This window comes from Pseudarthrobacter sp. HLT1-7 (genome assembly GCF_059383435.1).
The window spans coordinates 293604-318228 of sequence record NZ_JBWZCH010000002.1; the positions used below are offsets into that span (position 1 = coordinate 293604).

At 62.2% G+C, this 24625-nt stretch carries 24 protein-coding genes and 1 pseudogene; 17 read left to right on the top strand and 8 right to left on the bottom strand.

All coding sequences use genetic code 11. The features are described 5' to 3' along the window. Positions 1-51: 51 nt before the first annotated feature. The 9 genes from AC50X6_RS03555 (at position 52) to AC50X6_RS03595 (ending at position 9493) form a co-directional block, all read left to right on the top strand. The gene (locus tag AC50X6_RS03555; protein ID WP_494964902.1) at positions 52-933 is read left to right on the top strand and encodes an alpha/beta fold hydrolase; all 882 of its coding nucleotides are present in this window, start codon (positions 52-54) and stop codon (positions 931-933) included. Between the two features lie 95 nt (positions 934-1028). Next, positions 1029-2186 carry a sugar ABC transporter substrate-binding protein gene (locus tag AC50X6_RS03560; protein WP_494964903.1) on the top strand — a complete coding sequence of 386 codons (1158 nt, stop codon included), beginning with the start codon at positions 1029-1031 and terminating at the stop codon, positions 2184-2186. Between the two features lie 5 nt (positions 2187-2191). After that, positions 2192-3733, top strand: a complete 1542-nt coding sequence (locus tag AC50X6_RS03565) for a sugar ABC transporter ATP-binding protein (RefSeq protein WP_494964904.1) — start codon at positions 2192-2194, stop codon at positions 3731-3733. Continuing rightward, a complete protein-coding gene (locus tag AC50X6_RS03570; protein ID WP_459317021.1) occupies positions 3730-4806 on the top strand; it encodes an ABC transporter permease in 1077 nt (358 codons plus the stop codon). Before AC50X6_RS03565 ends, AC50X6_RS03570 begins: the two co-directional genes overlap by 4 nt. A gap of 28 nt (positions 4807-4834) precedes the next feature. Further along, a complete protein-coding gene (locus tag AC50X6_RS03575; RefSeq protein WP_459317020.1) occupies positions 4835-5863 on the top strand; it encodes an alcohol dehydrogenase catalytic domain-containing protein in 1029 nt (342 codons plus the stop codon). Between the two features lie 32 nt (positions 5864-5895). Beyond that, positions 5896-6753, top strand: coding sequence for a sugar phosphate isomerase/epimerase family protein (locus AC50X6_RS03580; protein ID WP_494964905.1), 858 nt, complete (start codon positions 5896-5898; stop codon positions 6751-6753). A 137-nt stretch (positions 6754-6890) separates the two neighbouring features. After that, positions 6891-7724, top strand: coding sequence for an aldo/keto reductase (locus tag AC50X6_RS03585; RefSeq protein WP_494964906.1), 834 nt, complete (start codon positions 6891-6893; stop codon positions 7722-7724). A gap of 206 nt (positions 7725-7930) precedes the next feature. Further along, positions 7931-8932 carry a sugar phosphate isomerase/epimerase family protein gene (locus AC50X6_RS03590; RefSeq protein ID WP_494964907.1) on the top strand — a complete coding sequence of 334 codons (1002 nt, stop codon included), beginning with the start codon at positions 7931-7933 and terminating at the stop codon, positions 8930-8932. Between the two features lie 99 nt (positions 8933-9031). Then, positions 9032-9493, top strand: a complete 462-nt coding sequence (locus AC50X6_RS03595) for a GlcG/HbpS family heme-binding protein (RefSeq protein ID WP_494964908.1) — start codon at positions 9032-9034, stop codon at positions 9491-9493. A 95-nt stretch (positions 9494-9588) separates the two neighbouring features. On the opposite strand, the gene AC50X6_RS03600 is transcribed toward AC50X6_RS03595, so the two are convergent. Beyond that, positions 9589-10899 carry an ISL3 family transposase gene (locus tag AC50X6_RS03600; RefSeq protein WP_494964909.1) on the bottom strand — a complete coding sequence of 437 codons (1311 nt, stop codon included), beginning with the start codon at positions 10897-10899 and terminating at the stop codon, positions 9589-9591. A gap of 28 nt (positions 10900-10927) precedes the next feature. Here AC50X6_RS03600 and AC50X6_RS03605 point away from each other — a divergent pair. Continuing rightward, positions 10928-11179: pseudogene (locus AC50X6_RS03605) on the top strand (ATP-binding protein); the annotation flags it as partial. 515 nt (positions 11180-11694) lie between these two features. Here AC50X6_RS03605 and AC50X6_RS03610 read toward each other — a convergent pair. From AC50X6_RS03610 to AC50X6_RS03625, 4 genes are all read right to left on the bottom strand, one after another. Beyond that, positions 11695-12459: a hypothetical protein gene (locus AC50X6_RS03610; RefSeq protein ID WP_494964910.1), complete on the bottom strand. Its 765-nt coding sequence runs from the start codon at positions 12457-12459 to the stop codon at positions 11695-11697. Beyond that, entirely contained in the window at positions 12456-12839 is a 384-nt protein-coding gene (locus tag AC50X6_RS03615; protein ID WP_494964911.1) for a hypothetical protein, read from the bottom strand. The genes AC50X6_RS03610 and AC50X6_RS03615 overlap by 4 nt, the downstream gene beginning before the upstream one ends. 745 nt (positions 12840-13584) lie before the next feature. Continuing rightward, on the bottom strand, positions 13585-14292 hold the full coding sequence (locus AC50X6_RS03620) for an ATP-binding protein (protein WP_494964928.1): 708 nt from the start codon (positions 14290-14292) through the stop codon (positions 13585-13587). Positions 14293-14329: 37 nt separating this feature from the next. Continuing rightward, entirely contained in the window at positions 14330-14779 is a 450-nt protein-coding gene (locus AC50X6_RS03625; protein WP_494964912.1) for a hypothetical protein, read from the bottom strand. A gap of 192 nt (positions 14780-14971) precedes the next feature. On the opposite strand from AC50X6_RS03625, the gene AC50X6_RS03630 reads away from it, so the two are divergent. After that, complete coding sequence (locus tag AC50X6_RS03630) at positions 14972-15259, top strand: hypothetical protein (RefSeq protein ID WP_250821336.1); 288 nt, start codon at positions 14972-14974, stop codon at positions 15257-15259. Between the two features lie 86 nt (positions 15260-15345). Here the strand turns inward: AC50X6_RS03630 and AC50X6_RS03635 are convergent, their stop codons facing one another. Then, entirely contained in the window at positions 15346-15522 is a 177-nt protein-coding gene (locus AC50X6_RS03635) for a hypothetical protein (RefSeq protein WP_494964931.1), read from the bottom strand. Between AC50X6_RS03635 and AC50X6_RS03640 the strand changes: the two genes are divergently transcribed. The 5 genes from AC50X6_RS03640 (at position 15521) to AC50X6_RS03660 (ending at position 22018) form a co-directional block, all read left to right on the top strand. After that, positions 15521-16750 carry a type IV secretion system protein gene (locus tag AC50X6_RS03640; protein ID WP_494964929.1) on the top strand — a complete coding sequence of 410 codons (1230 nt, stop codon included), beginning with the start codon at positions 15521-15523 and terminating at the stop codon, positions 16748-16750. The two genes, AC50X6_RS03635 and AC50X6_RS03640, sit on opposite strands and share 2 nt — an antisense overlap. Next, a complete protein-coding gene (locus AC50X6_RS03645; protein ID WP_494964913.1) occupies positions 16743-18245 on the top strand; it encodes an SCO6880 family protein in 1503 nt (500 codons plus the stop codon). Before AC50X6_RS03640 ends, AC50X6_RS03645 begins: the two co-directional genes overlap by 8 nt. Before the next feature lie 107 nt (positions 18246-18352). Next, positions 18353-19702, top strand: coding sequence for a putative type IV secretion/conjugal transfer ATPase (locus AC50X6_RS03650; protein ID WP_494964914.1), 1350 nt, complete (start codon positions 18353-18355; stop codon positions 19700-19702). Between the two features lie 8 nt (positions 19703-19710). Continuing rightward, positions 19711-21522 carry a type IV secretory system conjugative DNA transfer family protein gene (locus tag AC50X6_RS03655; RefSeq protein ID WP_494964915.1) on the top strand — a complete coding sequence of 604 codons (1812 nt, stop codon included), beginning with the start codon at positions 19711-19713 and terminating at the stop codon, positions 21520-21522. Next, positions 21509-22018 carry a hypothetical protein gene (locus AC50X6_RS03660; protein ID WP_494964916.1) on the top strand — a complete coding sequence of 170 codons (510 nt, stop codon included), beginning with the start codon at positions 21509-21511 and terminating at the stop codon, positions 22016-22018. The genes AC50X6_RS03655 and AC50X6_RS03660 overlap by 14 nt, the downstream gene beginning before the upstream one ends. 144 nt (positions 22019-22162) lie before the next feature. Here AC50X6_RS03660 and AC50X6_RS03665 read toward each other — a convergent pair whose 3' ends face one another. Then, positions 22163-22996 carry a hypothetical protein gene (locus tag AC50X6_RS03665; protein ID WP_494964917.1) on the bottom strand — a complete coding sequence of 278 codons (834 nt, stop codon included), beginning with the start codon at positions 22994-22996 and terminating at the stop codon, positions 22163-22165. A gap of 444 nt (positions 22997-23440) precedes the next feature. On the opposite strand from AC50X6_RS03665, the gene AC50X6_RS03670 reads away from it, so the two are divergent. Continuing rightward, positions 23441-23575, top strand: a complete 135-nt coding sequence (locus tag AC50X6_RS03670; RefSeq protein WP_494964918.1) for a hypothetical protein — start codon at positions 23441-23443, stop codon at positions 23573-23575. A gap of 128 nt (positions 23576-23703) precedes the next feature. Here the strand turns inward: AC50X6_RS03670 and AC50X6_RS03675 are convergent, their stop codons facing one another. Then, entirely contained in the window at positions 23704-24351 is a 648-nt protein-coding gene (locus tag AC50X6_RS03675; protein ID WP_494964919.1) for a hypothetical protein, read from the bottom strand. Positions 24352-24625 lie beyond the last annotated feature (274 nt).

Below are 24625 nucleotides of genomic sequence, written 5' to 3' on the forward strand. Positions count from 1 at the left end.
AACTCTACTGGCCCCGGGCAAGACAACGAAAGAAAAGGAAAGGCACCAACGATGCTGCAGATCAAAGATCACGAAGGAAACCCGGTAAAGCACGGACGGGCAACGGTCAACGGCGTGCGCCTGCACTATGTGATCGCCGGACAGGGAGAACCGCTCGTGCTGGTCCACGGGGTTCCCAAGACCTGGTACTACTGGCACCGTCTAATCCCCTTACTCAGCAAGCACTACACCGTCATTGCACCGGATGTCCGCGGTTTCGGTGACTCATTCAGGCCCAAAGACGGTTATGACATGGAAACCATCGCGGACGACATCGTGGCACTCGTGCAGCACCTCGGGCATGAAAAATTTCGTCTCGCGGGTGAGGACTGGGGTGCTGCCTTCGCATATGCCATCGCCGCAAAGTACCCGGAGAAGGTCAGCAAGCTCTCCTACGGCGAAATGCTTCTGCCCGGATTCGGTCTGGAGGAATGGTCGAACCTGAACTCCGACAACGTCAACTCCAATCATTTTCTGTGGCACGTCAACTTCTTCCATGTCCGGGACATCCCGGAGATGCTCATCCAGGGCCGCGAACAGCTGTTCTGGGAGACCTGGATGAAGAATGAGACCTACGACCCGGCAGCAATTACGCCGGACTGCGTCCAGGAATGGGCGAGGACTTCCGCTGCCCCCGGCGGTCTCCGCGCCATTTTCGAGGTGTACCGCGCAACTTTCAAGAACATCGAGGACGACGAGAGGTGGGCAAAAACGAAACTCCCCATGCCAGTGCTCGCCGTGGGAAGTGAATACTTCATCGGCACCGAAGTCAAGAACCAGATGGACCGGGTATCTGACAACGTGAAGTACGTCCAACTCGATTGCGGCCACAGCATGGCTCTCGAGCGCCCCCAGGAGCTTGCCGAGCTCCTCATCGAATTCTTCAAAGACTAGACGACCCGTCCCGGCTCAGTTGGCCGGGTCACCGTCCGAACATTTCTTCCCTCCAAATAGTTCAACCCGCAACCTAAGGTCAAAGGACATTCATCGTGATCAATAAAAACAGTGCACGTGTGACCGGCGCCGTCGCCGGCGCCGCGGCCATAGCCCTGGCCCTCATGGGCTGCACGCCCAACTCGGGCGGACCAGCTGCCGGAGGCGCCGCAACGGCTAACAAAACCCAGATTGACCAGTTCCTTCTCGCCCCCGCCGATGCCGCCAAATTCCAGGCCAAGCAGGCCAGCACACCGATCAAGGGGCCGATCCAGGGGAGTGACCTGTACATGCCGTACACGGACGTTCTTCCCCTCCCCGACGGCCCGGTCGGAGACCCCAACAAGATCTACAACGTTTGCTTCTCGCAGGCCCTGACGGGCTCCACCTGGGCTGTTGCCCAGCAGGAGAGCGTCATGGTCGAAGCTGCCAGGCACCCTAATGTCAAGGTCAAGTCCTACAACACGAACAATGACCCGCTGAAGCAGGTGGCTGACGTTGATTCCTGCCTCGCGCAGAACGTGGACGCGGTGGTCATCTGGCCGCATTCCGTGGAACCGCTGACTCCGGAGATCGAGAAAATCAAGAAGTCGGGCAAGGTCGTCGTTGGTATGGAGCGGACCGTCGCGACCCGCGATTACAGCTCCTGGGTGTATCTGGATAATGCCCAGGCGACGCGCGACCTGGCGAAGGCTGTCGGGGAAAAGCTCGGCGGCAAAGGCATCGTAGTCGAAACCGACGGCGCGGTCGGGTCATCACCGCAGATTCTCCGCCGTGCAGGGTTCGTGGACGCTCTCGCTGAACTTTACCCGGACATCAAGGTCGAGTTCACTGCGCCGACCGACTACAGCAGGGGCAGCGGGTACAAGGTGGCGCTCGACTACCTGCAAGCCAACCCCGACAAGAAGATCGGTGCGTGGTACGACCAGTACAGCGAAATCGGATTCGGGATCGACCAGGCCCTCAAGGACTACAAGCGGACCGACATTCCCCACTACTCGATCGTCGACGGCAAAGCTGCAGTACAAGCCGTAAAAGATGGAGTCTTCGAAGCTGTCGCCCCATGGAATCCGCTTCACGGTGACGTCGCCCTTCGTGCCGCGCTCTACCACCTCACCGGAAAAGACGTACCTCAGAACATCCTGCTCCAGCAGCCGCCGCTGATCACCAAGGACAACGCAGCGGCGCAGCTTCAGCAAAGCTGGCCTGGATAATCGTCATGACTATCACGACGGAAGATAAGAATGTCTCGGGGGAGAGGAGCGGTACCCCGCTCCTCTCCCTGCGGGGAATCAGCAAAGCCTATCCGGGTGTTCAGGCGCTATCGGGCGTCAGTCTTGACCTCTACCCTGGGAAGGGGCATGCTCTCGTGGGCGAGAACGGCGCCGGGAAGTCGACCCTCATCAAGGTCATTGCCGGCCTCGTGCACGCCGACGAAGGCGAGATCCTCCTCAATGGCGAGCCCACTCATATCCGTACGCCTGCGGAGGCAAGACGGTTAAGTATCAGTCTGGTGCCGCAGGAAATTTCGCTGGCGGATGACCGAAGCGTCGCGGAGAACATATTCCTGGGCCATCTCCCCCAGAAGAACTTTTTTGTTAAGCAGAAAAAGCTCGTCAGGCAGGCCTCCGACCTGCTGGGCCGCCTCGGACTGACCAACGTCAACGCGCGCCTGCCCCTTGGTGATTTCCCTCCGGCGGTCAAGCAGATGGTGATGATCGCCCGCGGCATCGCTGCCGAAGGAAAAATCTTCATCCTGGATGAGCCCACGGCCACGCTCACCGGCCCCGAGATCGAGCGCCTCTTCACGGTCATCGCCGAACTGAAGAGCCAAGGGGCTGCCGTGCTTTACGTCAGCCATCGCCTGCCCGAACTCGAACGTGTCGCCGATGACATCACAGTCCTTCGGGACGGCCAGGTCGTCGCCGAAATGCCCATGCAGGGCACGACGGAAGACGCGCTCGTCCAGGCAATGGTCGGCCGTTCCGTCGAGAAATTCTTTGACACCAAATCTGCCCATGACGTGAGCAGCGCAACACTCCTGGAAGTCAAGGGACTTGGGCGCGACGGGGTATTCGAGGACATCACCTTCAGCCTCAAAGCCGGCGAGATCGTGGGCCTCTCCGGCCTCGTGGGGGCGGGGAGAACCGAGGTCGCGAAAGCAATTTTCGGGATAGATAAATTCCAGCGCGGAACGGTAACAATTGCCGGCACGCAGAAAAAAATCCGTTCACCGAGGGACGCGATCCAGGCGGGCATCGCGCTCGTGCCGGAAGAACGCAAGGCCGAGGCCCTCGTGCTCGATTTCTCCATTTCGAACAACATCGTGCTGCCCCATCTTCGCGAACTCAGCACCCTTCGGTTCATCCGGGAGCGAAGACTCTCCAAATACAGCAAAAAGGTCGCCGCCGACGTCCGGGTGAAGGCCCCCAGCGTCCAGACACCGGTCCGGTCCCTCAGCGGCGGCAACCAACAGAAAGTGGTACTGGGGCGGTGGTTCACCAGCAATCCAAAAATCTACATCCTGGACGAGCCGACACGTGGAATTGATGTCGGCGCCAAGGCGGAGATCTATCAAAACATCGGCAGGCTGGCCGAAAGGGGAGCGGCGGCCCTGGTCATTTCTTCAGAGCTTCCGGAACTCTTGGGAATCTGTGACCGCATTCTGGTCATGCGTGCCGGCCGCATAGTCGGCGAGGTGGTCGCATCCGAAGCGACCGAAAAATCACTTCTTGAACTGGCGATTGGAACGACACCGTGATTCAGACCCATACAGCGGCACCTGCCTCCGCAGGGCCCGAAGAAAACTCGGCGATGCGGGAACGCGCCAGGCGGATTCTCGCGGCGAGCGGAATGCTGCCTGCCCTGATCATCCTGATCATCGTCGGTGCAGCATTGTCTCCGGCCTTCCTGACCGCGACAAACTTCTCCAACGTCCTTCGTCTCGGAGCCGTGATCGGCCTTCTCGCCATCGGCCAGACGCTCGTCATCCTCTGCGGCGGCGGCGGCATCGACCTGTCGGTCGCGTCTGTGGCGGCAGCATCTGCAGTGGTAGGGGCCATGTACCAGGGATACGGCCTACCCGCGGTGATATTCGCCAGCCTCCTGACCGGAGCCTTTTTCGGTCTGGTTAACGGACTCGGTGTCGCAATGGCAGGACTGCAACCATTCATCGTGACGCTGGCAACCCTGACCATAGCCCGGGGCGTCGCGTTCGAGCTCACCAACGCACAGCCGCTCTACCTTTCGCTTCCCGGCCTTGAAACGTTGGCGCGCGGAGCAGTGCTCGGAATCCCGGTGCCCATCGTGATCCTTGCCGCCGCGGTCGTCATCGGACAAATCCTGTTAAGCCGAACAGTCTTCGGCCGCAGTCTCTACGCCGTTGGCGGCAACGAGGACGCGGCCTTCGGATCGGGCATCAACGTCCGCAACTACCGCATAGGCGTCTACATCATCAGCGGCATACTGGCCGCCCTGGCAGGGCTGATCGGCATGGCCCAGCTCAACACCGCGGATCCAAACTTCGCCAACGGATACGAGTTGAGTGCCATTGCGGCCGTCGTCGTGGGCGGCGCCCTGCTCTCCGGCGGCCGCGGCACCATCGTCGGGACCGTCGTCGGCGTCGTAATTATGGCTCTGGTCTCCAACCTTCTCAACCTTCTGAACGTGAACCCCTGGACGAACCTCATGGTGACCGGCGTCATCATCGTCGTAGTCGTTGCACTCAACCGTTCGAAGGCCGGGGGAAAGAAGGCCAGCGGGCTACTCCAGACCCTGCCGTTATTCGGCGCCCTCATCGTGGGGGCCGTCGTACTCTACGGCGTCATCAAATAGCCCTCTCTCAAACCGCGGAGAATAAATCATGCGCGCAGTAATCCTTCCAGGCAACAAGCAAGTAACCGTGGTCGACAAGCCCGTTCCGGTGCCCGGACCTCACGAAGTGCTGGTCAAGACCCAGGCGTCGGCGATCTGCCGAAGTGACATGAGCATCTACTACGGCAAGCCCATCGTCGGCGGCGAAGATGCCGGCACAGGAAGCTTCGTGCCAGGACACGAAGCTGCCGGCACGGTCGTCGAGGTCGGGAGCGCCGTGACCGGCGTGGCGGTCGGCGACAGAGTTGCCGGGTACCTCGCCCTCGGCTGCGGCAAGTGCGAATACTGCGCGACCGGCTACCTGATGTTGTGCCCTGACTGGCGGTGTTTCGGATTCGACCTGGACGGCGGAGACGCAGAGTACTTCGTCCTGCCCGAACGAAACGTACTCCCTCTGCCAGACAGCATCTCTTTTCCCGCCGGAGCCGTGTTGACAGACATGGTCGGCAGCCAATACCACGTCCAAAAACAACTTGGGGTCTCCGGGAACAAGACCATTGCCGTGATAGGTCTTGGCCCCATGGGAGCAGCCGCGATACTTGTCGGAAAGGCCTTCGGCGCCCGTGTCATCGCCGTGGACGTCCTGGACTCACGGCTGCACCAGGCAACGGCACTCGGCGCCGACGAGGTCATCAACAGCCGGGACACCGACGCCGTCACGGCAATCCGGGAACTAACACACGGCCGGGGCGCCGAAATCAGTATCGACTGCTCGGGGAACCCCGCCGGGCAGAACACGGCCCTGGACGCGGTCGCCAAGCAGGGTTCCGTAGCATTCGTCGGCGAGTCGAGAGCGACTGAAATCAATCCCAGCGACCAGTTCATCCGGAAGCTGCTGACTGTTGTGGGCGGCTGGTACTTTCCCCTCGGAGACTGGGCCGAAATTATTCGCTTCGTACAGGATCATCAGATCCCCGTCGAAAAACTGATTAGTCACGAATTCTCCCTCGAGGACGCCGAAGAGGCGTTTGCCGCATTCGACCGCCGCGAAACAGAGAAGGCCGTATTCATCTGGTGACCCCCGTCCCGGAACAACGTAAGGACCAAGAAATGTTCAGATACACCGCAGAAATCCTGCCCTACCACGACATCGACTTTGAAGATGCAGTCAGAGACCTGGCCGATATCGGGTTCCGGGAAATAAACCTGTGGTCATCGGCCGCGCCGCTGGGGCACCACGTCAATCCCGGAGACGATCCGGGCAAGATCCTCGGAATACTGGACAAGTACAACGTTCGCCCGTGCGGGCTCACCGTGTACGGCAAGAACCAGGACGAGATCCTGGAACGGATCGAGTTCGCCAGCGACCTGGGCATCGACACTGTCATCTTCGACTGCGAGGCCAACTATCCGGACTTCGTATCCGCCTTCCTTCCTCCGCTCGTAGAGTCCGGGGCGAAGCATGGCGTGCGCATCGCCGTCGAGAACCACCTGACCGTTCCGTTCTCCGCAGACTTTGAAGCTGGCGGCAACGAGGACAAACGGTGGGAAGAGGGCGTCGACACACTGGCCCAGATTAAACGGCTCATCCGCGACATAGATGATCCGTTCCTCGGTATCTGTCTAGCACCCCCGCACCTGTGGGTCATGCAGGAAACCATCAGCGAGGCGATCACATTCCTTGCGGAGCGCAAGCGGCTCTATTACTACTACATCTGGGACATCGACCGGAACTATCGGCACGGCGTGGATGGTTTGAATTTTGGGCCCGGAGACCGCCAACTTCCGCGGCCCGACGGAACGCTGGATCACACGGTGCTGCTCGGGGCTCTAGACCGCGTCGGATACACCGGGGCCGCCAGTCTCAAATGCCACGGAACGCACGGGTGGGAATCCGTGAAAATCAGCCAGCATCTGCGGGACTCCGATGCCTACGTCAAATCATGCCTGAAAAAAATCCGGTCCTGATGCCGGCGCAGCCCCGGATGGCACCGCGCGGCCCATCCGCCGGCCGGCTGGCCGCGTTCCCGTCCTAAGCCCGTATCCAGCACCGAACAGGAACTCTCATTCGCTCCCCAACAACCCACGATCGAAGGACACCGACCATGCGCCCGGACACCAGCATTCCCCTGATCACCCAAAACAATGGATTGACCATTCCCCAGATAGGCCTCGGCGTATTTGGCCCCGAGAATCCGGCTACGGCGGATGTCGTGGCAGCGGCACTTGAGCTGGGCTATCGCAGCATCGATACTGCCGCCATATACGGGAATGAGGCCGGCGTCGGCGACGGCATCCGTCGTTCGGGGCTTCCCCGCGAGCAGATTCACGTGACCACCAAGCTGTGGAATGACGGCCACGGATCCGACCGGGCGCTGGCGGCATTCGAGCAAAGTCTAAGCGAACTCAAACTGGACTACGTGGATCTCTACCTCATCCACTGGCCTGTGCCCAGCCAGAATATGTACGTGGAAACATGGAGGGCATTGGAAAAGATCTTGGCAGATGGGCGTGCCCTGTCCATTGGAGTCTCGAATTTTCAGCCCGATCACCTCGAGACCTTATTGGCGCAGTCCACTATCAAGCCAGTGGTCAACCAAGTGGAGCTGCACCCCGGGTTTCAAAATGAACGCGTGCGCTCCTTCAATACCAAGCACGATATTCTGACACAGGCCTGGTCGCCGCTGGGCCGTGGACGGGTGTTCGGCAACCCCATTCTGGAGGCGATCGCGCAGAAACACTCCAAAACCGTGGCACAGGTAGTCATCCGCTGGCATATCCAGCTGGGCAACGCGGTGATCCCGAAGTCCATCACACCCGCCCGTCTCGCGGAGAACCTGGACGTTTTTGATTTCGCCCTCGATATGCAAGACATGGAAGCAATCAACGGACTCGAAAACGGGGAACGCACCGGGCTTGACCCCGACGTCTTTGCTTAGCATCGGGTGTTCCGTCCCCGTCCGAACCCAGGCAGTCAGGCTTTGCTGCTCCAGTCAAACGACGGCTCATTCTCTGATTGTGGACGGACTTCCTGGCATCGCCGGAAGGCAAAACGAAACTCCGTGCCCTGGCCGGACGGAGGCCGGACATCGCAACAGAGCGCGTCCACACGTCGAATCTAAAAATCTTTCTGAAGGAGTCTGACATGCCCCGCCCGTACACCCTCTTCACCGGACAGTGGGCCGACCTGCCCTTCGAGGAAGTCGCACGGCTGGCCTCCGGCTGGGGCTACGACGGCCTGGAAATCGCCGTGTCCGGCGACCACCTGGACGCCTGGCGCTGGGACGAACCCGGCTACGTCGAGTCTCGGCTCGCCGTCCTGGACAAGTATGGCCTCAAGGTCTGGGCCATCTCCAACCACCTCAAGGGCCAGGCCGTGTGCGATGACCCGATCGATTTCCGCCACGAGGGAATCGTCGGCCCCAGGGTCTGGGGGGACGGGGACCCCGAAGGCGTCCGCATCCGCGCCGCCGAGGAAATGAAGCACACCGCCCGCCTCGCCAAGGCCCTCGGCGTGGACACCGTGGTCGGGTTCACCGGCTCCTCCATCTGGCAGTACGTGGCCATGTTCCCGCCCGTTCCGGAGAAGGTCATCGACGCCGGCTACCAGGACTTCGCGGACCGCTGGAACCCCATCCTGGACGTCTTCGATGAATGCGGGGTCCGCTTCGCCCACGAGGTCCACCCGTCCGAGATCGCCTACGACTACTGGACCACCGTCCGCGCGCTGGAAGCGATCGGCCACAGGGAAGCGTTCGGGCTGAACTGGGACCCCTCCCACTTCATGTGGCAGGGCATCGACCCCGTGTCCTTCATCTGGGATTTCAAGGACCGGATCTACCACGTGGACTGCAAGGACACCAAGCTGCGCCCCACCGGGCGCAACACGGTCCTGGGCTCCCACCTGCCTTGGGGCGATCCGCGCCGCGGCTGGGACTTCGTCTCCGCCGGCCGCGGCGACGTGCCCTGGGAATCGGCCTTCCGCGCCCTGACCGCGATCGGCTACGACGGGCCCATCTCCGTGGAGTGGGAAGACGCCGGCATGGACCGCCTCCACGGCGCCCCCGAAGCCCTCACGAACCTCAAAAAATACGACTTCCCCGCCTCGTCCACCTCCTTCGACGCCGCCTTCAGCACCGGGAAGTAAGCATCCGGAGCATGCCGGGACTGGACCGATGACTCCGTACAAAGTTTCGTCAGGCCCGATATTAACCACTCAATACCCTCCTTCACCTGCAACGAATCGATGAAGCACATGCTGGAAGACTCAAGAAGCATTGCCCTCGCGGCCGAACAAGCCGCAACGGAAGCTGGCGTCAACATAGTGGTCAGCGTCGTCGACGCGCACGGTAACAGCATTCTTCTTCACCGGATGGACGGTGCGCCCCTTCACGCCTTGGACATGGCGTTCAAAAAGGCATATACGGCTGCGTCACTTAACACCGACACGGAGAGTCTCAGCGAACTGGTACAACCCGGACAGCCTCTCTACGCCTTGACCGTAAGCTCAGGCGGCAAGCTGGTGGCATTCGGGGGCGGAGCCCCTGTTCAACTCCCCGGGGGCGCGATTGTGGGAGTTGGGATTTCCGGGGGTACGACTGGAGAAGACGTCGCTGTTCTCAGGCGTGTGTTAGACCAGCCCTTGGCAAGGAAGGATCACCGCGGGCTAGGAAATTCGTCAAACGACGGAGCGATCCGAGCCACCTAGGTTGGTCACGAGGGACTGTTGAAGGACGGTCCTGTGGACGTCAAAGTAGTCCGAGGTCGGTGCGTGGGTCATCCACGATAACCGGCCCTTCGCATTTAGGCATGGTTGGTCTGTTTGATCCGGTAGGGGCGGTGTCCGCCGGCGGCGAGTAGGCATCTGAGTCTGTAGTTGGGGAAGTTGCGGAAGCCGCGGGCGATTCTGCGGGTGGTTTCGATGACGCCGTTGATCGCTTCGGTGGGTCCGTTGGAGGCGCCGTTCGTGTCGAAGTAGGCCAGGATCGCGGTCTTCCATTGTTTGAGTGTCCGGCCGAGGCGGGCGACTTCCGGGATCGGGCAGGTCGGGAATGAAGCAATGACCTCGTTGACGAGTTCCCGGCCCTTCTCCGGCCTGGCGTGGTAGATGTTGCGGAGCTTCTGGTAGCACTGCCAGGCGAGGGTGACTTCGTGGTCGGGGTCTCCGGAGGCAAGCTTGGCATCGAGCCGTGCGGTCTGGTTCTCGGTCAGGTGTTCGGCGCCGATCTGCAGCGTCCGGCGGATCCCGTAGAGCGGATCGCCTTTGCGGCCGCGGTGTCCCAGGGTGTCCTGCTGGACCCTGCGGCGGACTTCGTCGACCATGGCTGATCCGAGCTTCACGACGTGGAATGCGTCCAGGACCGTGATGGCTTCGGGCAGTTCGTCGCGGATCGCGTTGGCGTAGCCGCGGAACGGATCCAGCGCTGCTGTTTTGATGCCGGCGGTGAATCCGGTGCCGCGGTCTTTGAGCCAGTCGGCGTAGGCCTTCCCGGATCGTCCCGGAACGAGGTCCAGCAGCCGGGCGTGGACGACGCCGTGGGCGTCGCGGGTGTGGTCCACGATTCCGGTGACCATGCCGGATCCGGGCGGGCCGGTGTGGGACCAGACGTGCTCATCGACACCGAGCGCATTCACACCCGTCAGCCTGCCGGTGCTTCCGATGCGCCGGGTGGCTTCTGCCTTGATGGCGTCCCAGGCTGTGTGCCAGGAGACGCCGAGCTGGTGGGCCAGCGCGGAGACCGAGGTGTCGAAACGCTGCAGCGCGTCGGTCGCCCACCCAACGGCCCGGGCGGTGAGTTTCGCCCGTGGCCCGGCCAGCGGGTGTTCCTCGGTGAATGTGGTCCTCGGACAGTCCGGGTCCGGGCAGCGCCAGACCCGCTTGGCCCACAGCAGCCGCACCGGCCTACCGAAACAGGGAATGTCGTGCAGGCGGACCTGACGGCGTCCGTGGCCGACCGCGACGACGCCGCAGCCCGGGCAGCCGCTGACGGTTTCGCCGGTCTCGACACGAAGAAGCAGGCAGGCCGTGGTTGCCGTGACGGAGCTGACGTGGATGCCCTCGACACCGAGCAGCGCATCCGCGCGGGTGCACCAGCGGCCACCGGAACAAGACATAGAGTTATCTATGCAAACATCCGCATAGCTTGACGAGGTCGGCTACGTCAAGCTCGATACCCACGGAGCGGAGCTGCTCTTCCAAATCATCACCGCCCGGGAAGAAAGGGCATCCATCGCCTGCGCCTCCAACGCCAACTTCAGCGAGTGGGGCCAGACCTTCACCGACCCCCGCCTCGCGGCGGCCATCGTGGACAGGCTGACATTCCGCGGCCGCATCATCAACACCGGAACCGATTCCTACCGCCTCAAAACCACCCGCCAAGCACAGAAAGGATAACCCCGGCCGCACCGGCGGCCAACCCGGAAACCCCTACCCGGGGTGGGGCCAAAACAAGCGACTAAACCGGGGCCAAATCAACTTGCTATTCCCAACGATGGAGACATCCCCGGAGATTTCGCGGACGTCGCATGGCTACACGTCCTCGACATCGTGGCCCGTCCTGAAAAATTGGCGAAGTTCGAGCTGAGACGCAAGAAGAACGAGAGCAACGCTCGACGCGCAAACGCAACTGAGGGTGGCTGTGACAGGTTTGGATGGCCCGGGTACGACAGTTGTAGGGGCCCCTGACCCTTGTTCCATCAGATGGACAAGGCTGGAGGGTTGCATGTGACCGGATAGCCCGTTAAGACATCCAGATTCCCCTGGCGGCGAAGGCCGATTGCACTGCTCATATCCGGATCACTGATGGCTCCAGTGAAAAACTGGCAGCCGAGATCTCTACATCAGCGGTTAACGGCTGAGGGCCCCGCAGCAAGACGTCGAAATCCTTCCAAGGCCGACCTGGATCTCACTTACCAGGTGCGAATTTCCCACGCCTCCGTGACGGCGGCCATGGCAGGTTCCTTGGCTGAGATTTCCACACCGGCAGTTGCCGTGGCGACCTCCGTCAACCCCAAGTCAGTCCGTCGCATCCAGTAAGCCCAGCAGGTACCGTTGCCTACCCTGGATTTAAATCTGATACCGGCCAGCTCGCTGCCGTCATCGAGAGTCACGCTACGGAGCCATTCTGCAATGCGCGTGGTGACATTACGATCGTTCGAGAATGCGGCTGCCCGGTCGATTTCCTCGTGGCCGGTGAAGGGCATGATGTCGGCCGCAGGACCCAACGACAACACGTCCAAGGTGGCCTGCTCTTCCATGTCCACCCATACACCGGCACTCTCTGGGACGTCGATGACGTGCTTCAGGCGCGAGTCCCGCCAGGAGAAGGGGAGGTGGCCAGGCTGCATGTGACCGAGGCGGGCAAAGTCGTCCTGGATTTCCTTCATCACGTCCTCCGGTGTGATGCCCCAGAGTGCGGCCAGTTTTCCAAGCTTCTGCTTGTGGCTGGGCTTCATCCGCGCCCAGGCCAGGCACTCGCGAAACGCCGTTTCAAGCGTGTCCGCGATGTAGAGAGTGCGCCCGGGGGTGTCCCAACGGCTCCAGTCCTCACGAGACTCGCCATCGTGGCGTTTCTCGGGATTCAGCGCGCCGTAGGTAGCGGTGGCAATTCGGAAGCCGGAGATCGGCCCGGAGACCAGGGCCAGACCGGTGGTCTTGCAGATGCGTGAGCTCAACCGGAGAAGCCTCCGGTGAGCATGGCGTTCGCTGCGACCCGAACCTCTTTGAAGCGGTCTTCCATGATCGCCTCAACGGGTGAGTCCTCGTCCAGCCAAGGGTTCGAGCCGATGAACCACAGTCGGGCCACATGCTCGCCGTGCGCATCGGAAAGTTCCGTCCACAGCCGGATTGCTGACATGAGGCGGCGAACTGCGGGCGCGTTTGGTTCGGGTCCGTCTTCCTTCGCCCACTTGTGTGAGATGCGACGGTCCTTGCTGCCGGTCAGCCCTGCGACCAGGGTCGGCCCGAGACCGGTGTTGAGCCGGCGAACGATCTCCCGGATACCCAGTTCGTTGGTGCGGACCGCCGCCGTACCCACGGTTGCGTCGATAGACATTTTCGGCTCCCTGCTTGGTTATATCCAGCCATACTACTCGCAAGTTACCTCCAATGCCACACTTAAACTACATCCAGATAGGCGTGATTCATCGAAGAAACAGGTCTCAAATCGGATTCGATCGAGTTCCACACTCCACAGCCGAGGAGGAGATCGCTATTTAGACTTTTCATCCTGGCCCCGGTGAAGAGCATCCTCGTCTTTTGTCGCCAGTCGGCGAAATAGACAATCTCTAAGGTCCTGCGCCTTTCTTGAAGCTGCCATGCTCCCAGTCGGTTCTGGGCATGTTCGACGTAAGTGCAGGCGAGGTCCCACCAATACCGATCAAAGGTTTGCATGGGCCTGCTGTCAGCTGCGGGATCTTCGGCGATTGCCGCCGGAGAACCGAAACAATTCGCTAGAGCCTGACGGATGCTTACACGCAGGTGTCTTGCTCCCGTTGGCAGCGTCGGTTCCCAGTGTTGGCATTCCCATTCGAAATCCCGCATGACTTTGCCGATCTCAGCAGCCGATAGGACTCTCACATCAGCGTGTTCTATCAGAATGCGAACCGGCCGAAAGGCCTCGGCGACCTTATCAACGGCCCGGTTCTGGGCGTCATGCGAGGCTCGGCGACGCTGATGGAGCTCTCCACTGAGTATTTGAGGTAGTGAGCACCACCCAATCGTGCGGTTCAGCACCACCGATCGTGCGAGAGAGCGCCAGTGATGGTGTGACTCGGAGCCACTGACGCCCCCTCACGGTTTTAGACGCTGGCCAGGGCGGTGTGCTCGCGCATGTTGTAGGTGCCGGTCTCAACCCAGATCGTGTTGTGGATGATCCGGTCCATGATCGCGTCCGCGTGAACGCCCGAGCCGAGACGCTGGTGCCAGTCTTTCTGCGAGTATTGGGTGCAGAACACTGTTGAGGTTTCGCCGTAACGGCGTTCCATTAGCTCCAGCAGCATGCCCCGCATGGATTCCGTCGGCTTGTCCAGCAGCCACTCGTCAATGATCAACAGGGTGAAGGCTGCATACTTGCGCAGGAACTTCCCGGACCCGCCGGGGGTGTCTTGCGCGGCGACCCATGCTTCCTCGAGGTCTGGCATCCGGACGTAATGGGCGCGGATCCGGTTCTCGCAGGCACGCTTCGCGACCGCGCAGCCCAGATACGACTTCCCTGACCCGGTGAAGCCCTGGAAGACAACGTTCTGCTGTCGGGACACGAAAGAGCAGGTGCCGAGCTGGGTCAGCAGCTGCCGGTTCAGACCGCGCTCGTCGAGTAGATCGATGCGGCGCAAATCAGCGTTCGGGTAGCGCAGTCCCGCCCGCCAGATCAGACCCGCGACCTTGGAATGGGTGAACGTGGAGTAAGCGTCATCGACGACCAGCCGCACGCGCTCCTCGAACGACAGGCTGATGGACAGCGTCTCGTCCTGGGTGTCGATCGCCTCCAACAACTCGCCCGCGTTCATCTCGCGTAGCTTGCGTTTGGTTTCCCGTCCAGCCGGCTCATCGGACCCCTCCGGCGTAGTAGGCGCCGCCCCGAACGTATCCACCATCGTCACTCTCAGACTCGTCAGGGACGTGCCCGGTTTTGTCTTGCCCGGTGTCGAGGATCGGCCGCAGGTGCGCATAACGGGGGGAGCGGATCGGGCCGCGCAGCGCGAGCTGACAGGCCGCTTCCACCCTGGCTGGAGAAAACCGCCGAGACAGGCGCAACACTGCAAGTGCGGGGTCGTAGCCCGCCTCCTCGATGCTGACGGATTCGAAGATCTTGCCGATCACCGTCACCGTCGCCGGTCCCATTCGAGCAGCCCACTCATCGATTCGAGCCGGGTCCCAAGCCTGGAAGCTGCGCCCTTCGGGAAGGTCCGCCGCGTTCGTCTGATACTGATTCGTTGTCGTTGCTGGCAGCAGCAGGTGACTCGTCAGGCGTTCATCGCTGCGATAGATCTCCAACGTTCGATTCATCAGTGTAGCCCGCCCGGCCGACAAAAGTTGTTCCCTGCGGAGTGGTATCCGATGCAGGATGCCCAAGGGGGTGCGAATCCGTCCCGGGCAGCAAAACGTCATGTAGCCCCGCCCCGCCACCTCCATGAAGTCGTGAGCCCAAACCCCTCATCCCTTGGAATACGACAGATGGAGCGCCCGATGTTGCTGGCAGCTGTGGATCCCGGAATCACCCCCAACGCCAACTTCCCCTTTCTCGAATCGCTGAAACAGATCGGCGGCGGCATCCTCGTCGGCGCCTTTATAGTGATCGCCATTGTCGCGATCATCGGAGCCGCGATGCTCTTGGCGGGCAAGTTGAGCCAATCGTCACGTCTGGCCTCCGGTGGGGGCATGATCCTGCTCTGGACTGGGCCTGTGGCCGCGATCCTGGGCGGCATCAACGGCTACATTCTTTGGTCCCAGTCGGCGTTCAATCTCGGATTCTAGGTCCGACTAGTCATGCCGGTTCAGTGTGATCTGAACGGATGGTGGCCGCCCGGATGTGGTCTCGTCTCCCAGGCCAATGACGGCGTTCAAAGTTCCATAGCGTCGTTCTTCGCGAACATTCTCCAAAACATCGCCTCCTGGATCTGGTCATTCATCACGGGCGCGTTCAGCTTCTCAGACGTGGATGATTCGCAGTGGACCGCCGTCGAAGGGCTCACGAGTTGGTGGGTCGTCGTCATGATGACGCCACTTGTCGTGGCCATGATCCTTCAGCTGCTGTCCGGTTTGATCAGCCAACAACCCCGCCGTCTTGTGCGGGCCCTGGTAGGCGGGGCCGCCGCTGTCCCGATGGTGGCAGGTGCGGTGTACTTGGTCCGCCAGCTCACCAAAGTCAGCGATTCGGCGTCGACGGCGCTTCTCGGCTCCATGGGAACGGATCCCTATGTGCTGTTCATGAGGCTGTTCGGCTTCGAAAAAGCTCCGGCCGGCGCCGGCAGAGAGTGGAACGTCGTCTCTCTGGCGCCCGGGTCCACGGGAGGTGCGGCCGGGGCGGTAGTCGTCACCGCCATGGCAGTCATCGTTGTCTGGGTTCTGGCGTTCATCCTGATGTGTTCAATGATTTTTCGATCCTTTGCGCTCCTCGTGCTTGCCGCAGTCGCCCCGGTCGCTCTCATGCTCATGCCGTGGGAGAAGACTCAAACGTGGGCCCGGCGGTGGTGCGAGATCGTCGTCGCGTTGCTTCTCGCCAAGCCGCTGGCCGCGACCGTGCTGGCCGTCGCCATCAAGCTCTTTGCCGAGTCGAAGTCATTCGCCGGACTGGCAGCCGGAGTAGTCGGCATGGCCTTGGCTTGCGGTGCCCCGCTGATGGCGTTACGCCTTGTTAGTTTCGCCGGTGGTGAGCTTGCAGCAGCTGCGCAAACTGCGGGCGGCGGACACATACTCTCTCGAAGCTCTGGAGTTGTCGCACGGCAGATCAGCCGACAGACCGGCGGCCGCTTCACGCTCGCGGGCCTGGCATCGCACACATCTGCGAATCGTCCGATCCAGTCGAGCCGACCGCAGTTTCCCACTCGCGTGCTGCCGCCCCGGTCTCCACTGCCGCAATCGCAGACAGTCATGACCTCGCCCCAGACTCCCGCGGGTGGTGCCACACCGTTGATGCTCGACGCCGGTGCCGCGGCTACCGGGCGACCCTCGCCGCGGGCGCGTGGCAACCGGCGTGGGTCGGATTCGAGTCCGGGCGCTCCGCGCACTGGGCCGGGCCAGCGTGCGATTGGAGAGCAGCCCCCGGCGCCGAGGCAGCCGGTTGATCCGGCGGCCTCTCGCACGGCACCATCGCCAGCGGCATCACTGCCAGCGGCTCCTCGACCGGCACCGACGCAGGCGCCACACCCGGCCTCCCCGCTGGGGCCGCCGATGGCAACTCCAGGCCCGCCCATCCGACAGCAACCAGTCGTTCAGTCCCCGAATGATGGTGATCCCCATGTCTGAAAGTTCGCGGGCCCTCGAGGCTGTCAAATTCCCCCGGTACGAGCGTCGAGGCTTGTTTATGGGTTTGAAGTGGTATCAGCTGCTGCTGCTGGCTGCCGGGGTCCTTGTAGCCAGCACGGCATCGGCACTTCGCGGACCAGTTGGCCTCTTCGCATCCGGGCCATTGTGGCTGTCGCTCATCCTGCTCGGGTTGCTCCAGTATTCGAGGATTCCCTACCCGGTGTGGGCCGGGCATGCTGCCCTGTTCTTCTACCGGATGGCCGCCAAGCAAACCCGCTTCCTAGTCAGGCCGGAGCGGGCGGTCCTGGCCGGGCGGCTGGCGCTCCCGGGCGGACTGGGGAACCTGGAATTGCGTCGGACCTCAAACGGTGAGTCGTTCATTGTGGACGCCCGGGGCAGAGAGGCGATCGCCGTGCTGCGCTGCAGCACCAGATCATTCGCGCTCCTTGATTCTGACGACAAGGCGTGGGCGGTTCAGGCCTGGTCCCGGGTGCAGGCAGGCATGGCCCAGCGCAGCAGCGTCGCCAGAATCGCTGTCCAGGATTACACCGTCCCGTATCCCTCGTCGGCCCTGCGCGATTTCTATGAACGCACTGCCCCAGAGCGGGCGAGCACCCCTGAAGAACTCACCTGGGGTCAGCGCGCCTACGAGGATCTGATCGCTGCGGCCGGATCGGCGATGAGCCACGATCTTTTGCTCGCCCTTGTGGTGGATACCTCCAAGGCACGGCGCCGCATCAGGGAGTCAGGCGGGGGACTGATCGGCGTCGAACAGGTGCTGCGGCTGGAGGTCGAGGCCATGACCACCGCACTGGCGACGCACAGCGTCAGGGTGGAGGAATGGCTCTCGGAGACAGGCCTCCTCGACGTCGTCCGTGGCGCCTTCGATCCGGCCGCCCCGGCAGCCCCGGTCCGGCAGCCCGCAGTCAGCACGATGGCGCCGGGGCCCCAGAACGAAGAGCCCAAGGCGCCCAGCGCCACTGCCGGGCCGATGGCGGTCGATGAGCACTGGACCTATGTGCGGACTGACTCCGGTTTTCATCAAACGTTCTGGATCGCCGAATGGCCGCGGCAGAAGGTCTTTCCGGGCTTCCTCCACCCCTTGATCTATGTCGGCGATTTCCGCCATACGGTGACTGAGGTGATCCGGGCTGTGCCGACAACTGAGGCGCTGCGGGACATTCGCTCCGCCCAGGAAGCCCATGAAACGAGGCGACGGATCAACTCACGCTTCGACAGGCCGCTCACCCGCGAGCAACGCGCAGAGGAAGAAGAAGTGACCCAGCGCGAGGAAGAGATCGTCGCCGGTCACGGAGACGTGCGGCCGGCCGCGTACGTGACCATCACGGCGGGCACCCTCGAAGACCTAGCTCGACATAGGCAGGAGCTCGAGTCGGCGGCGGCGGGAGCCTTTGTCGAACTGCGGCTGCTGGCCGGGCAGCAGTGGGCTGGGTTCGTCGCTGGTGCGCTCCCGTTTGGGCGGGGACTGCGATGAAGAGGACAAGCCAATCGGTTCACTACGTGCCGGCGGGTGGGAACCGCCAGGAGCGGAAGGAACGACGCCGGGACTCGGCTGCCGCGGACGGCAAACCGTGGGAGGGGATGCTCCAGCAAGTCGGAGAGACTATCGGCGCCGGGCTCGACAGAAGGGAGCGCGGCGGCGACTGGGGGAGCGGTGAACCGAATTCCCTGCGCGGCCCGCACCGCCTGCGCCCGGCACCGCACCGGGCGTCCACTATGACCTTTGCCGCTGCCTACCCGTTTATCACCGAATCGGGCCTGGGCCACGAGGGAACATACATTGGCACAGACGTCTTCGGCTCGGGAGCGTTCTCCTACGATCCATGGATTCTCTATGACAAGGGCGTCATCAGCGGCCCTTCGATTGTTGTTATCGGCACCGTCGGGACAGGGAAGTCTATGTGCGGAAAGTCCCTGGTGGCCAGGTCGGTCACGCTGGGTCGGAAGGCTGCTGTAGCTTCCGACCCCAAGGGTGAGTGGGTTGCCGTCGCCAACGCCGTTGGCGGGAAGGTGATCTCTGTGGGGCCCGGCCGGGCTGCCCGGGTCAATCCGCTCGACGCCGGGCCGCGGTCCAGTGCGCTGAGCGAGGCGCAGTGGCAGGCCGTGGTCCGGCAACGACGCCGCTATTTGCTGGTGGCCCTGGTGTCCCTCATGCGGCAGGGGATGCCGCTGCGTCCGGTCGAGCACACGGCCCTGGACATGGCGCTGATGGAGACCGTGGCCCAGAACTCCAATCCCACGCTGCCCATGGTCCTGGACCACCTGTTGAACCCGTCCAGGGAAACGATCGGGCTGGTCGGCAAGGACGGGGGACAGGCAGTCAGCCACTCCCTCCGGCGCACGGTCTCGGGCGACCTCGAGGGCATGTTTGATGCACCCTCCACCGTCTCCTTCGACGCCGATGCGCCCATGATGGTGATGGACACGTCCGCGCTGATCGGTGCCTCGGAGCAGGCGCTGTCCCTCGCCGCGGCGTGCGGCGCCACCTGGCTGGAAGCCGCCGTCACCAATCCCGACGGCGGCAAACGGCTGGTGGTCTACGACGAAGGCTGGCGCATGCTGGCCGACCCTTACATGCTCGCCAAAATGAGCGAGCAATGGCGGCTGGCCCGCACCTACGGCATCGCGAATCTGCTCATCATGCACAAGGTGGCCGACCTCAACGAAATCGGCGACAGCACCAGCGGCCACCGCCAAAAGGCACTCGGACTGCTCACCGAAGCCGACACCAGGATCATCTACCGGCAAAAGCACGATGCCATGCGCCTGACCAAAGAAGCCCTGGGCCTGTCAGAGGCCGAATGCGAGCACGTGGAGAACCTCCCCAAAGGCGTCGGGCTCTGGAAAGTCGGGAACCGTTCCTTCATCGTTGCCAACCGTGTCACCACAGATGAACTGGCAGTCTTCGGCACCGACGACCGGATGATCTGAGGGCTGCCATGAACCGGCGGGCAGGGGACAACACTCCACTGGTCACGGCCGGGCTTATCGTCACAGCCGGCTACGTTAGCCTGTGCGCCCTCGTCCAGGGCGCAGCACATCTCCTGATGCTCTGGCGCTGCGGCGGCGGTCCGCCGTCGCCCTTCAACCCGGCCGCCGCCGTCGGGCTCCTCATCGGCCGGATCGATTGGATCGTCCGTCAACCACAAGGATGCGACGTCGGCACCGGCACAGTGTGGTGGATGGTCGGCCCGGCGCTACTCCTGACGGCCACGCTCGCCGTCGGGTCCGTCCTGGCATGGCGGCGGTGGAAGCAATCAGGTGCATGGCTGCGCCAGGACATCCTGAACCGCGAGGGGATCGCCCGGCGCGCGGAAATCCTGCACGACTTCGGAGCCAGGGCCGTCCGAAGGCGAGGAAAGTTCACAAGGCCAGGCCTAGCCAACCCCCGGATCGAGGACGTGGCCTGGACTTTGGGACGTTCCCGCGGCGTCACGATCCACGTCTCCACCGAGGAATCCATGGTCATCCAAGGCGCGCCGCGCTCAGGCAAGGGCCTCTACGTGGTCATCAACGCGATCCTCGACGCGCCTGGCGCTTTGGTCACCACGTCCACCCGGTCCGACAACCTGGTGGTCACGATGAAGGCCCGCGCCACCGGCAGCAGGCCGGTAACAGTGTTCGATCCACAGGGCATGTCCGGGCTGCCTTCAACGCTCCGCTGGTCGCCAGTCCGCGGCTGCCAGGATCCTGACACCGCCACCCGCCGCGCCCTCGTCATCACCGCAGACACCGAGATGAAAGGCGAAAACGCGGCCTGGCAAAAGCGCTCGCTGATCATCCTGCAATGCCTCCTCCACGCTGCGGCACTGTCCGGGGAAGGCGTCCGCGCGTTTCGCCGCTGGTCCTCGAGCCCTGTCCTGGCGCGTGAGGCGCTGGAGGTACTGAGCCGGCCCGAGTCTGCGCTGGGATGGCATGCCGATCTGATGGGGATACTCGATGATGACCCCAGGAACACGTCGAACTCCTGGATCGGTGTCTCGGCTGCTGTGGCGCCGCTGTCATCGCCGAAAGTACTCGCCGCGCTGGACCCCTTGGACGAATCCGAGGAATTCGATCCAAAGACATTCATCCGTGACTGCGGCACCCTGTATCTGATCGGGACCCGCGCCGGAGCCGCCGCAGCAGGTCCGTACCTTTCGGCCCTAATCGACGACATCGACAATGCCGCCCGCGAAATGGCCTTTATCGCCCCCGGAGGCAGGTTGGATCCGCCCCTGTCCCTGATCCTGGACGAGATTGCCAACCTGGCACCGTGGCCGGGCCTGCCCATCGCCCTCTCTGACGGCGGCGGCATCGGCATTTCCACTCTTGTGGTCCTGCAGTCGCTGTCCCAGGCGCGGACGGGCTGGTCGATCGATGAGGCCGCAACCATCTGGGACTCGGCCATCATCAAGGTGATCTTCGGCGGCGGCTCTGACGAGCGTGACCTTCGTTCGCTCGCCGGGCTGCTGGGGGAGCGGAGCCTGACCCTTAACACCCGTTCCTGGTCAGCGCAGGGCCGCCAGGACGGCGAACAGATCAGGGAGAGCCCAGTCTTGCCGCTCGATGAGATCCGGCGCCTCCCGACTGGCACAGCACTCATGCTGGGGCGTCGAACCCGCCCCATCCTGTTGGATCTACGCGAATGGCACAAGCGCAAGGACGCCGCCGAACTTGGCCGGTCGAAGCTGGAGCTTGAACAAGCCCTGGCCGACGGGCACCGCGTGCGGCAGCAAGCAGCGGAAGAGGCGAGCGATGGCGAGCCGTGATGACACCGAACACTTTGAGATCCCCTCAGTCGGGGGAGACGACGACGAGCTGACGGCCGAGCTTTTCCGATCCGCATTCCGGCCGCCCGGGAGGGCGAACGGCGTGACGTACCGTTGGCGGGAACTGACGGCCGCGCAGGCCGGGACCGTGTGGGGCGACCTGGCGGTGTGGGTCAGATGGCTTGTTTCCACGTACCAGCTGACGACGTCGGTGGTTCCGGATTGCTGGTGGCGGCACACCGAGATCGTTGCCGAGCTCTACGCGCTGCACCGGGCGGAACTGGCCTCCTATGACAGCGACGATCCCGGTTTCGGGCCGCTCGCCTTCCACGAGAGGCTGCCACACGCCGTCGAGCGTCTGCGGACCCATACCCGGACGGCTGGCTGTGTCAGCCTGCAGTCCCACAAGGAGCCCGCACTGAGAATCCTGCGGCTGGACGCGCCGGGCTTCGTTGAGTGGCAGGCGGCTTCCCACCAGGTCGGTGACGAGTTCTGAAGTTAGGCGCTTCACGTGTAGCAGGGCTGAATCGGCGTTTGCAGAGTAGCCCGGCCAGATTCAAAGTCCAATGCGACGGTAAACGGGCGCTGCTGTGGCCTCTCCACCTGTCATGTGTTGATCCTACTGGCCAGGGCTGGCGGTTTAGTCCCGAAGGTCGCGGACAGCGGCTTCAGCGAGCTTTGAGAATCCAAAGTAGAAATGGGTAAGAGCAATTTGGATCGAGTGAAATCTGAATTCAAGGATGGCGCTTAGTGCAGGATTTCGCTGAATGGCCGCGTGAAGGTTGCGATGCTCACCCCAGTGGATGTACTCGCCGTACTGAAATAGTTCGATTAGCTCTGAGGGCGTGAATAGGTTCTCGGGCTCGGGAACAGTTGATCCGTTGGGCCATTCGGCCTTCAAAACTTTCGACTGAACAATCTCGTCCAATGAGAACTTCAGTAGCTCAGCCCGAGCTCGCTTCCACTGCCGGATCTGGTCGCTGCCCATTGTGGAGAGAGGCGGTCCTTCCTTCCCCAGCGCCTGGCTAATGATGTTTCGTACTTTCGTGTAGCTGGCAGGGTCATCGGAGTGAAGCTGGCGAAAGCGGACTGCAAAGCCAAGGATTACTTCCTTTGAAGGCATGGTGAAGGAGACTTGGGTCTCCATTCCGATTCCGCCGCTCAGTTGGAGACTTCGCCTATCAACCAGCATGGAAAAGCCCGCAAGCTCTCGACAAGTCAGGACATACCGCTTTAAGGCTGCCATGTCCCCATCGCCTAAAGCCAGCCTCAGGGCGGGAAAGGTGGATGGGTCAGGTAGCCCAAAGGCGTAGTTTAGAAGCCTCCACTGGCGCTCGAAGACTTCTGGACTCCGTGACTGATCGGCGTATGGTGCAGGGAACGCTAGCGTCAACTCCGAATCAGCGGGGACAAGTGCTTCGACGTGAATCATTCTGTCGGGATAATCGCCGGACGACGGAACATTTGATGACATGCCCTGATCGTATCCTCAGAGGTGCGCGGCAAAAGCAGTGGAATAGCGTTCATATGGCGCATCACTTTGTGTTAGGAGTTAGGTGTGGATTTTGGGGGCGTTCTTGTTTCGCGAGATTGGGGCACTGTCCCGGACTGGCTGGCAGCAGTCGGGACACTGGGCGCGGTCTTCTACGCCGTGGGTTCCGGCCCGGCTACCAGGAACCAGCTTCGGCGAGAGCGTGAGCAGGCCGCCGAAGATCGTCAGCTTTTCGAAGGCAGCAGGAAGAACAGACGGAGAGTAGCAAGCGCCGCTTAGCAGGTTCATAACGGCGGGGACGAGCCCATCTCAATGGTTTCAGTCGTTTAGAGACTCCGGCCATACACGCTGGGCGCGGACTAAGCGGCCACCGAGATACTGCGAACGTGGCGGGCGATCAAGCCCGGCGACACAGGGCAAGACTCGATGCTGCTTTATCGCGACTTAACTGAGTTCCTGCCGCAGCGAGAAGTGGAGTTCACGGATGGCACCGGCGAGCGATGGCAACGCAAGGAATTTAGGGCATTGCGTGTTGAAGCCCTAGGTTTCGTGCTGGTGTAGATGTCGAGGACGGGAAGTTCCGCCATCGTGCGATCGCAATATAGCGCTGATCAGCGGCTGACTAATGAAAAAAGGCCCCTCTCGCGGCTTGGGACGCAGGGTCCTGGGCTCTGAGGGGGGCCCTTGATCTAGCCGTCACTGTTCGCGCGCGGGCCGCTATTCGCCGCGTTCAGAGTTTTGCGTTCTTCGCGGTGTCGGGCCTTGTGCTCGGTAATGGCTTGCTCAGGCCACGCGACTGACTCGTGGTTTATGTATGACCTAAGTGCGGTGCGAGTTAGTCCTATCCAGAAGTGGAGGGACTCGTCGGCATGCCTCGCTGCGGTGACAGTTACGGGATCACCCTGCTCAAATTGTGTACCAACCTTCGACCACAGCATGCTTCCGACGCTGTCGTAGGTGGTTTTCACGTGACGGTAAACGTCGGGAGCAACGAGGCCAATCTCCTCCACGGTTTCTCGTACCTCGTCGAGAGTCTGCTTGTGGCCCATGAAAGTTGCGTGACTGATGGGAGTGCCCCATGCCTCCTCCCGTTGGATCCCTTCTACCGTGGCAAGGAACCGTGAAAAGAGGGTTGTCTTTTGGTCCAGGCTTCGATCCCTGCGCTTTGCGTTTGCCTCGATCTGCCAACGGCGCTCATCGGCTTCAGCCTTCTTTTTCTCGCGTCTGCTCGTGATGTATCCGCCAACTGCTTGTGAGAGGACGGAGCCCCCTGCGCCGATAGCTGCGCTGCCTAACGCCAGAGCGACGGCTACTTCTTGTGCAATTTCCCCTGCCAATTGGCACCCCCATTCTCATTGTCACCAACGGGGACAGCGTACTTGGTGATTGGGACACAAGAGACACGAAAGTGTGGTGCCCCAAAGCGAAAAATCTCCTCCGCACAGCAAATTGGGGCAGGGCTCGCGAAGGGCTTTCGGGGGTTGCCCTACGTGTCAGGGTTGGGTGAGGCCAGCAGCTCGTAGCAACTTCGTCTAATTCGTAGGGCGAGAATCAGGAACATCACCAATGTCTATCTCCACGATTTCCCCGGTGCGGGAAGATGGGTCCATG

Bases quoted from the DNA above. Each gene is read 5' to 3' on its own strand.
- AC50X6_RS03665 (WP_494964917.1), bottom strand. From the start codon at position 22,996: ATGTCATCAAATGTTCCGTCGTCCGGCGATTATCCCGACAGAATGATT.
- AC50X6_RS03615 (WP_494964911.1), bottom strand. From the start codon at position 12,839: ATGTCTATCGACGCAACCGTGGGTACGGCGGCGGTCCGCACCAACGAA.
- AC50X6_RS03565 (WP_494964904.1), top strand. From the start codon at position 2,192: ATGACTATCACGACGGAAGATAAGAATGTCTCGGGGGAGAGGAGCGGT.
- AC50X6_RS03640 (WP_494964929.1), top strand. From the start codon at position 15,521: ATGATCCTTCAGCTGCTGTCCGGTTTGATCAGCCAACAACCCCGCCGT.
- AC50X6_RS03660 (WP_494964916.1), top strand. From the start codon at position 21,509: ATGGCGAGCCGTGATGACACCGAACACTTTGAGATCCCCTCAGTCGGG.
- AC50X6_RS03630 (WP_250821336.1), top strand. From the start codon at position 14,972: ATGTTGCTGGCAGCTGTGGATCCCGGAATCACCCCCAACGCCAACTTC.
- AC50X6_RS03670 (WP_494964918.1), top strand. From the start codon at position 23,441: ATGCTGCTTTATCGCGACTTAACTGAGTTCCTGCCGCAGCGAGAAGTG.
- AC50X6_RS03600 (WP_494964909.1), bottom strand. From the start codon at position 10,899: ATGTCTTGTTCCGGTGGCCGCTGGTGCACCCGCGCGGATGCGCTGCTC.
- AC50X6_RS03635 (WP_494964931.1), bottom strand. From the start codon at position 15,522: ATGGCCACGACAAGTGGCGTCATCATGACGACGACCCACCAACTCGTG.
- AC50X6_RS03650 (WP_494964914.1), top strand. From the start codon at position 18,353: ATGCTCCAGCAAGTCGGAGAGACTATCGGCGCCGGGCTCGACAGAAGG.
- AC50X6_RS03645 (WP_494964913.1), top strand. From the start codon at position 16,743: ATGTCTGAAAGTTCGCGGGCCCTCGAGGCTGTCAAATTCCCCCGGTAC.
- AC50X6_RS03595 (WP_494964908.1), top strand. From the start codon at position 9,032: ATGAAGCACATGCTGGAAGACTCAAGAAGCATTGCCCTCGCGGCCGAA.
- AC50X6_RS03590 (WP_494964907.1), top strand. From the start codon at position 7,931: ATGCCCCGCCCGTACACCCTCTTCACCGGACAGTGGGCCGACCTGCCC.
- AC50X6_RS03655 (WP_494964915.1), top strand. From the start codon at position 19,711: ATGAACCGGCGGGCAGGGGACAACACTCCACTGGTCACGGCCGGGCTT.
- AC50X6_RS03575 (WP_459317020.1), top strand. From the start codon at position 4,835: ATGCGCGCAGTAATCCTTCCAGGCAACAAGCAAGTAACCGTGGTCGAC.
- AC50X6_RS03555 (WP_494964902.1), top strand. From the start codon at position 52: ATGCTGCAGATCAAAGATCACGAAGGAAACCCGGTAAAGCACGGACGG.
- AC50X6_RS03620 (WP_494964928.1), bottom strand. From the start codon at position 14,292: ATGAACGCGGGCGAGTTGTTGGAGGCGATCGACACCCAGGACGAGACG.
- AC50X6_RS03580 (WP_494964905.1), top strand. From the start codon at position 5,896: ATGTTCAGATACACCGCAGAAATCCTGCCCTACCACGACATCGACTTT.
- AC50X6_RS03585 (WP_494964906.1), top strand. From the start codon at position 6,891: ATGCGCCCGGACACCAGCATTCCCCTGATCACCCAAAACAATGGATTG.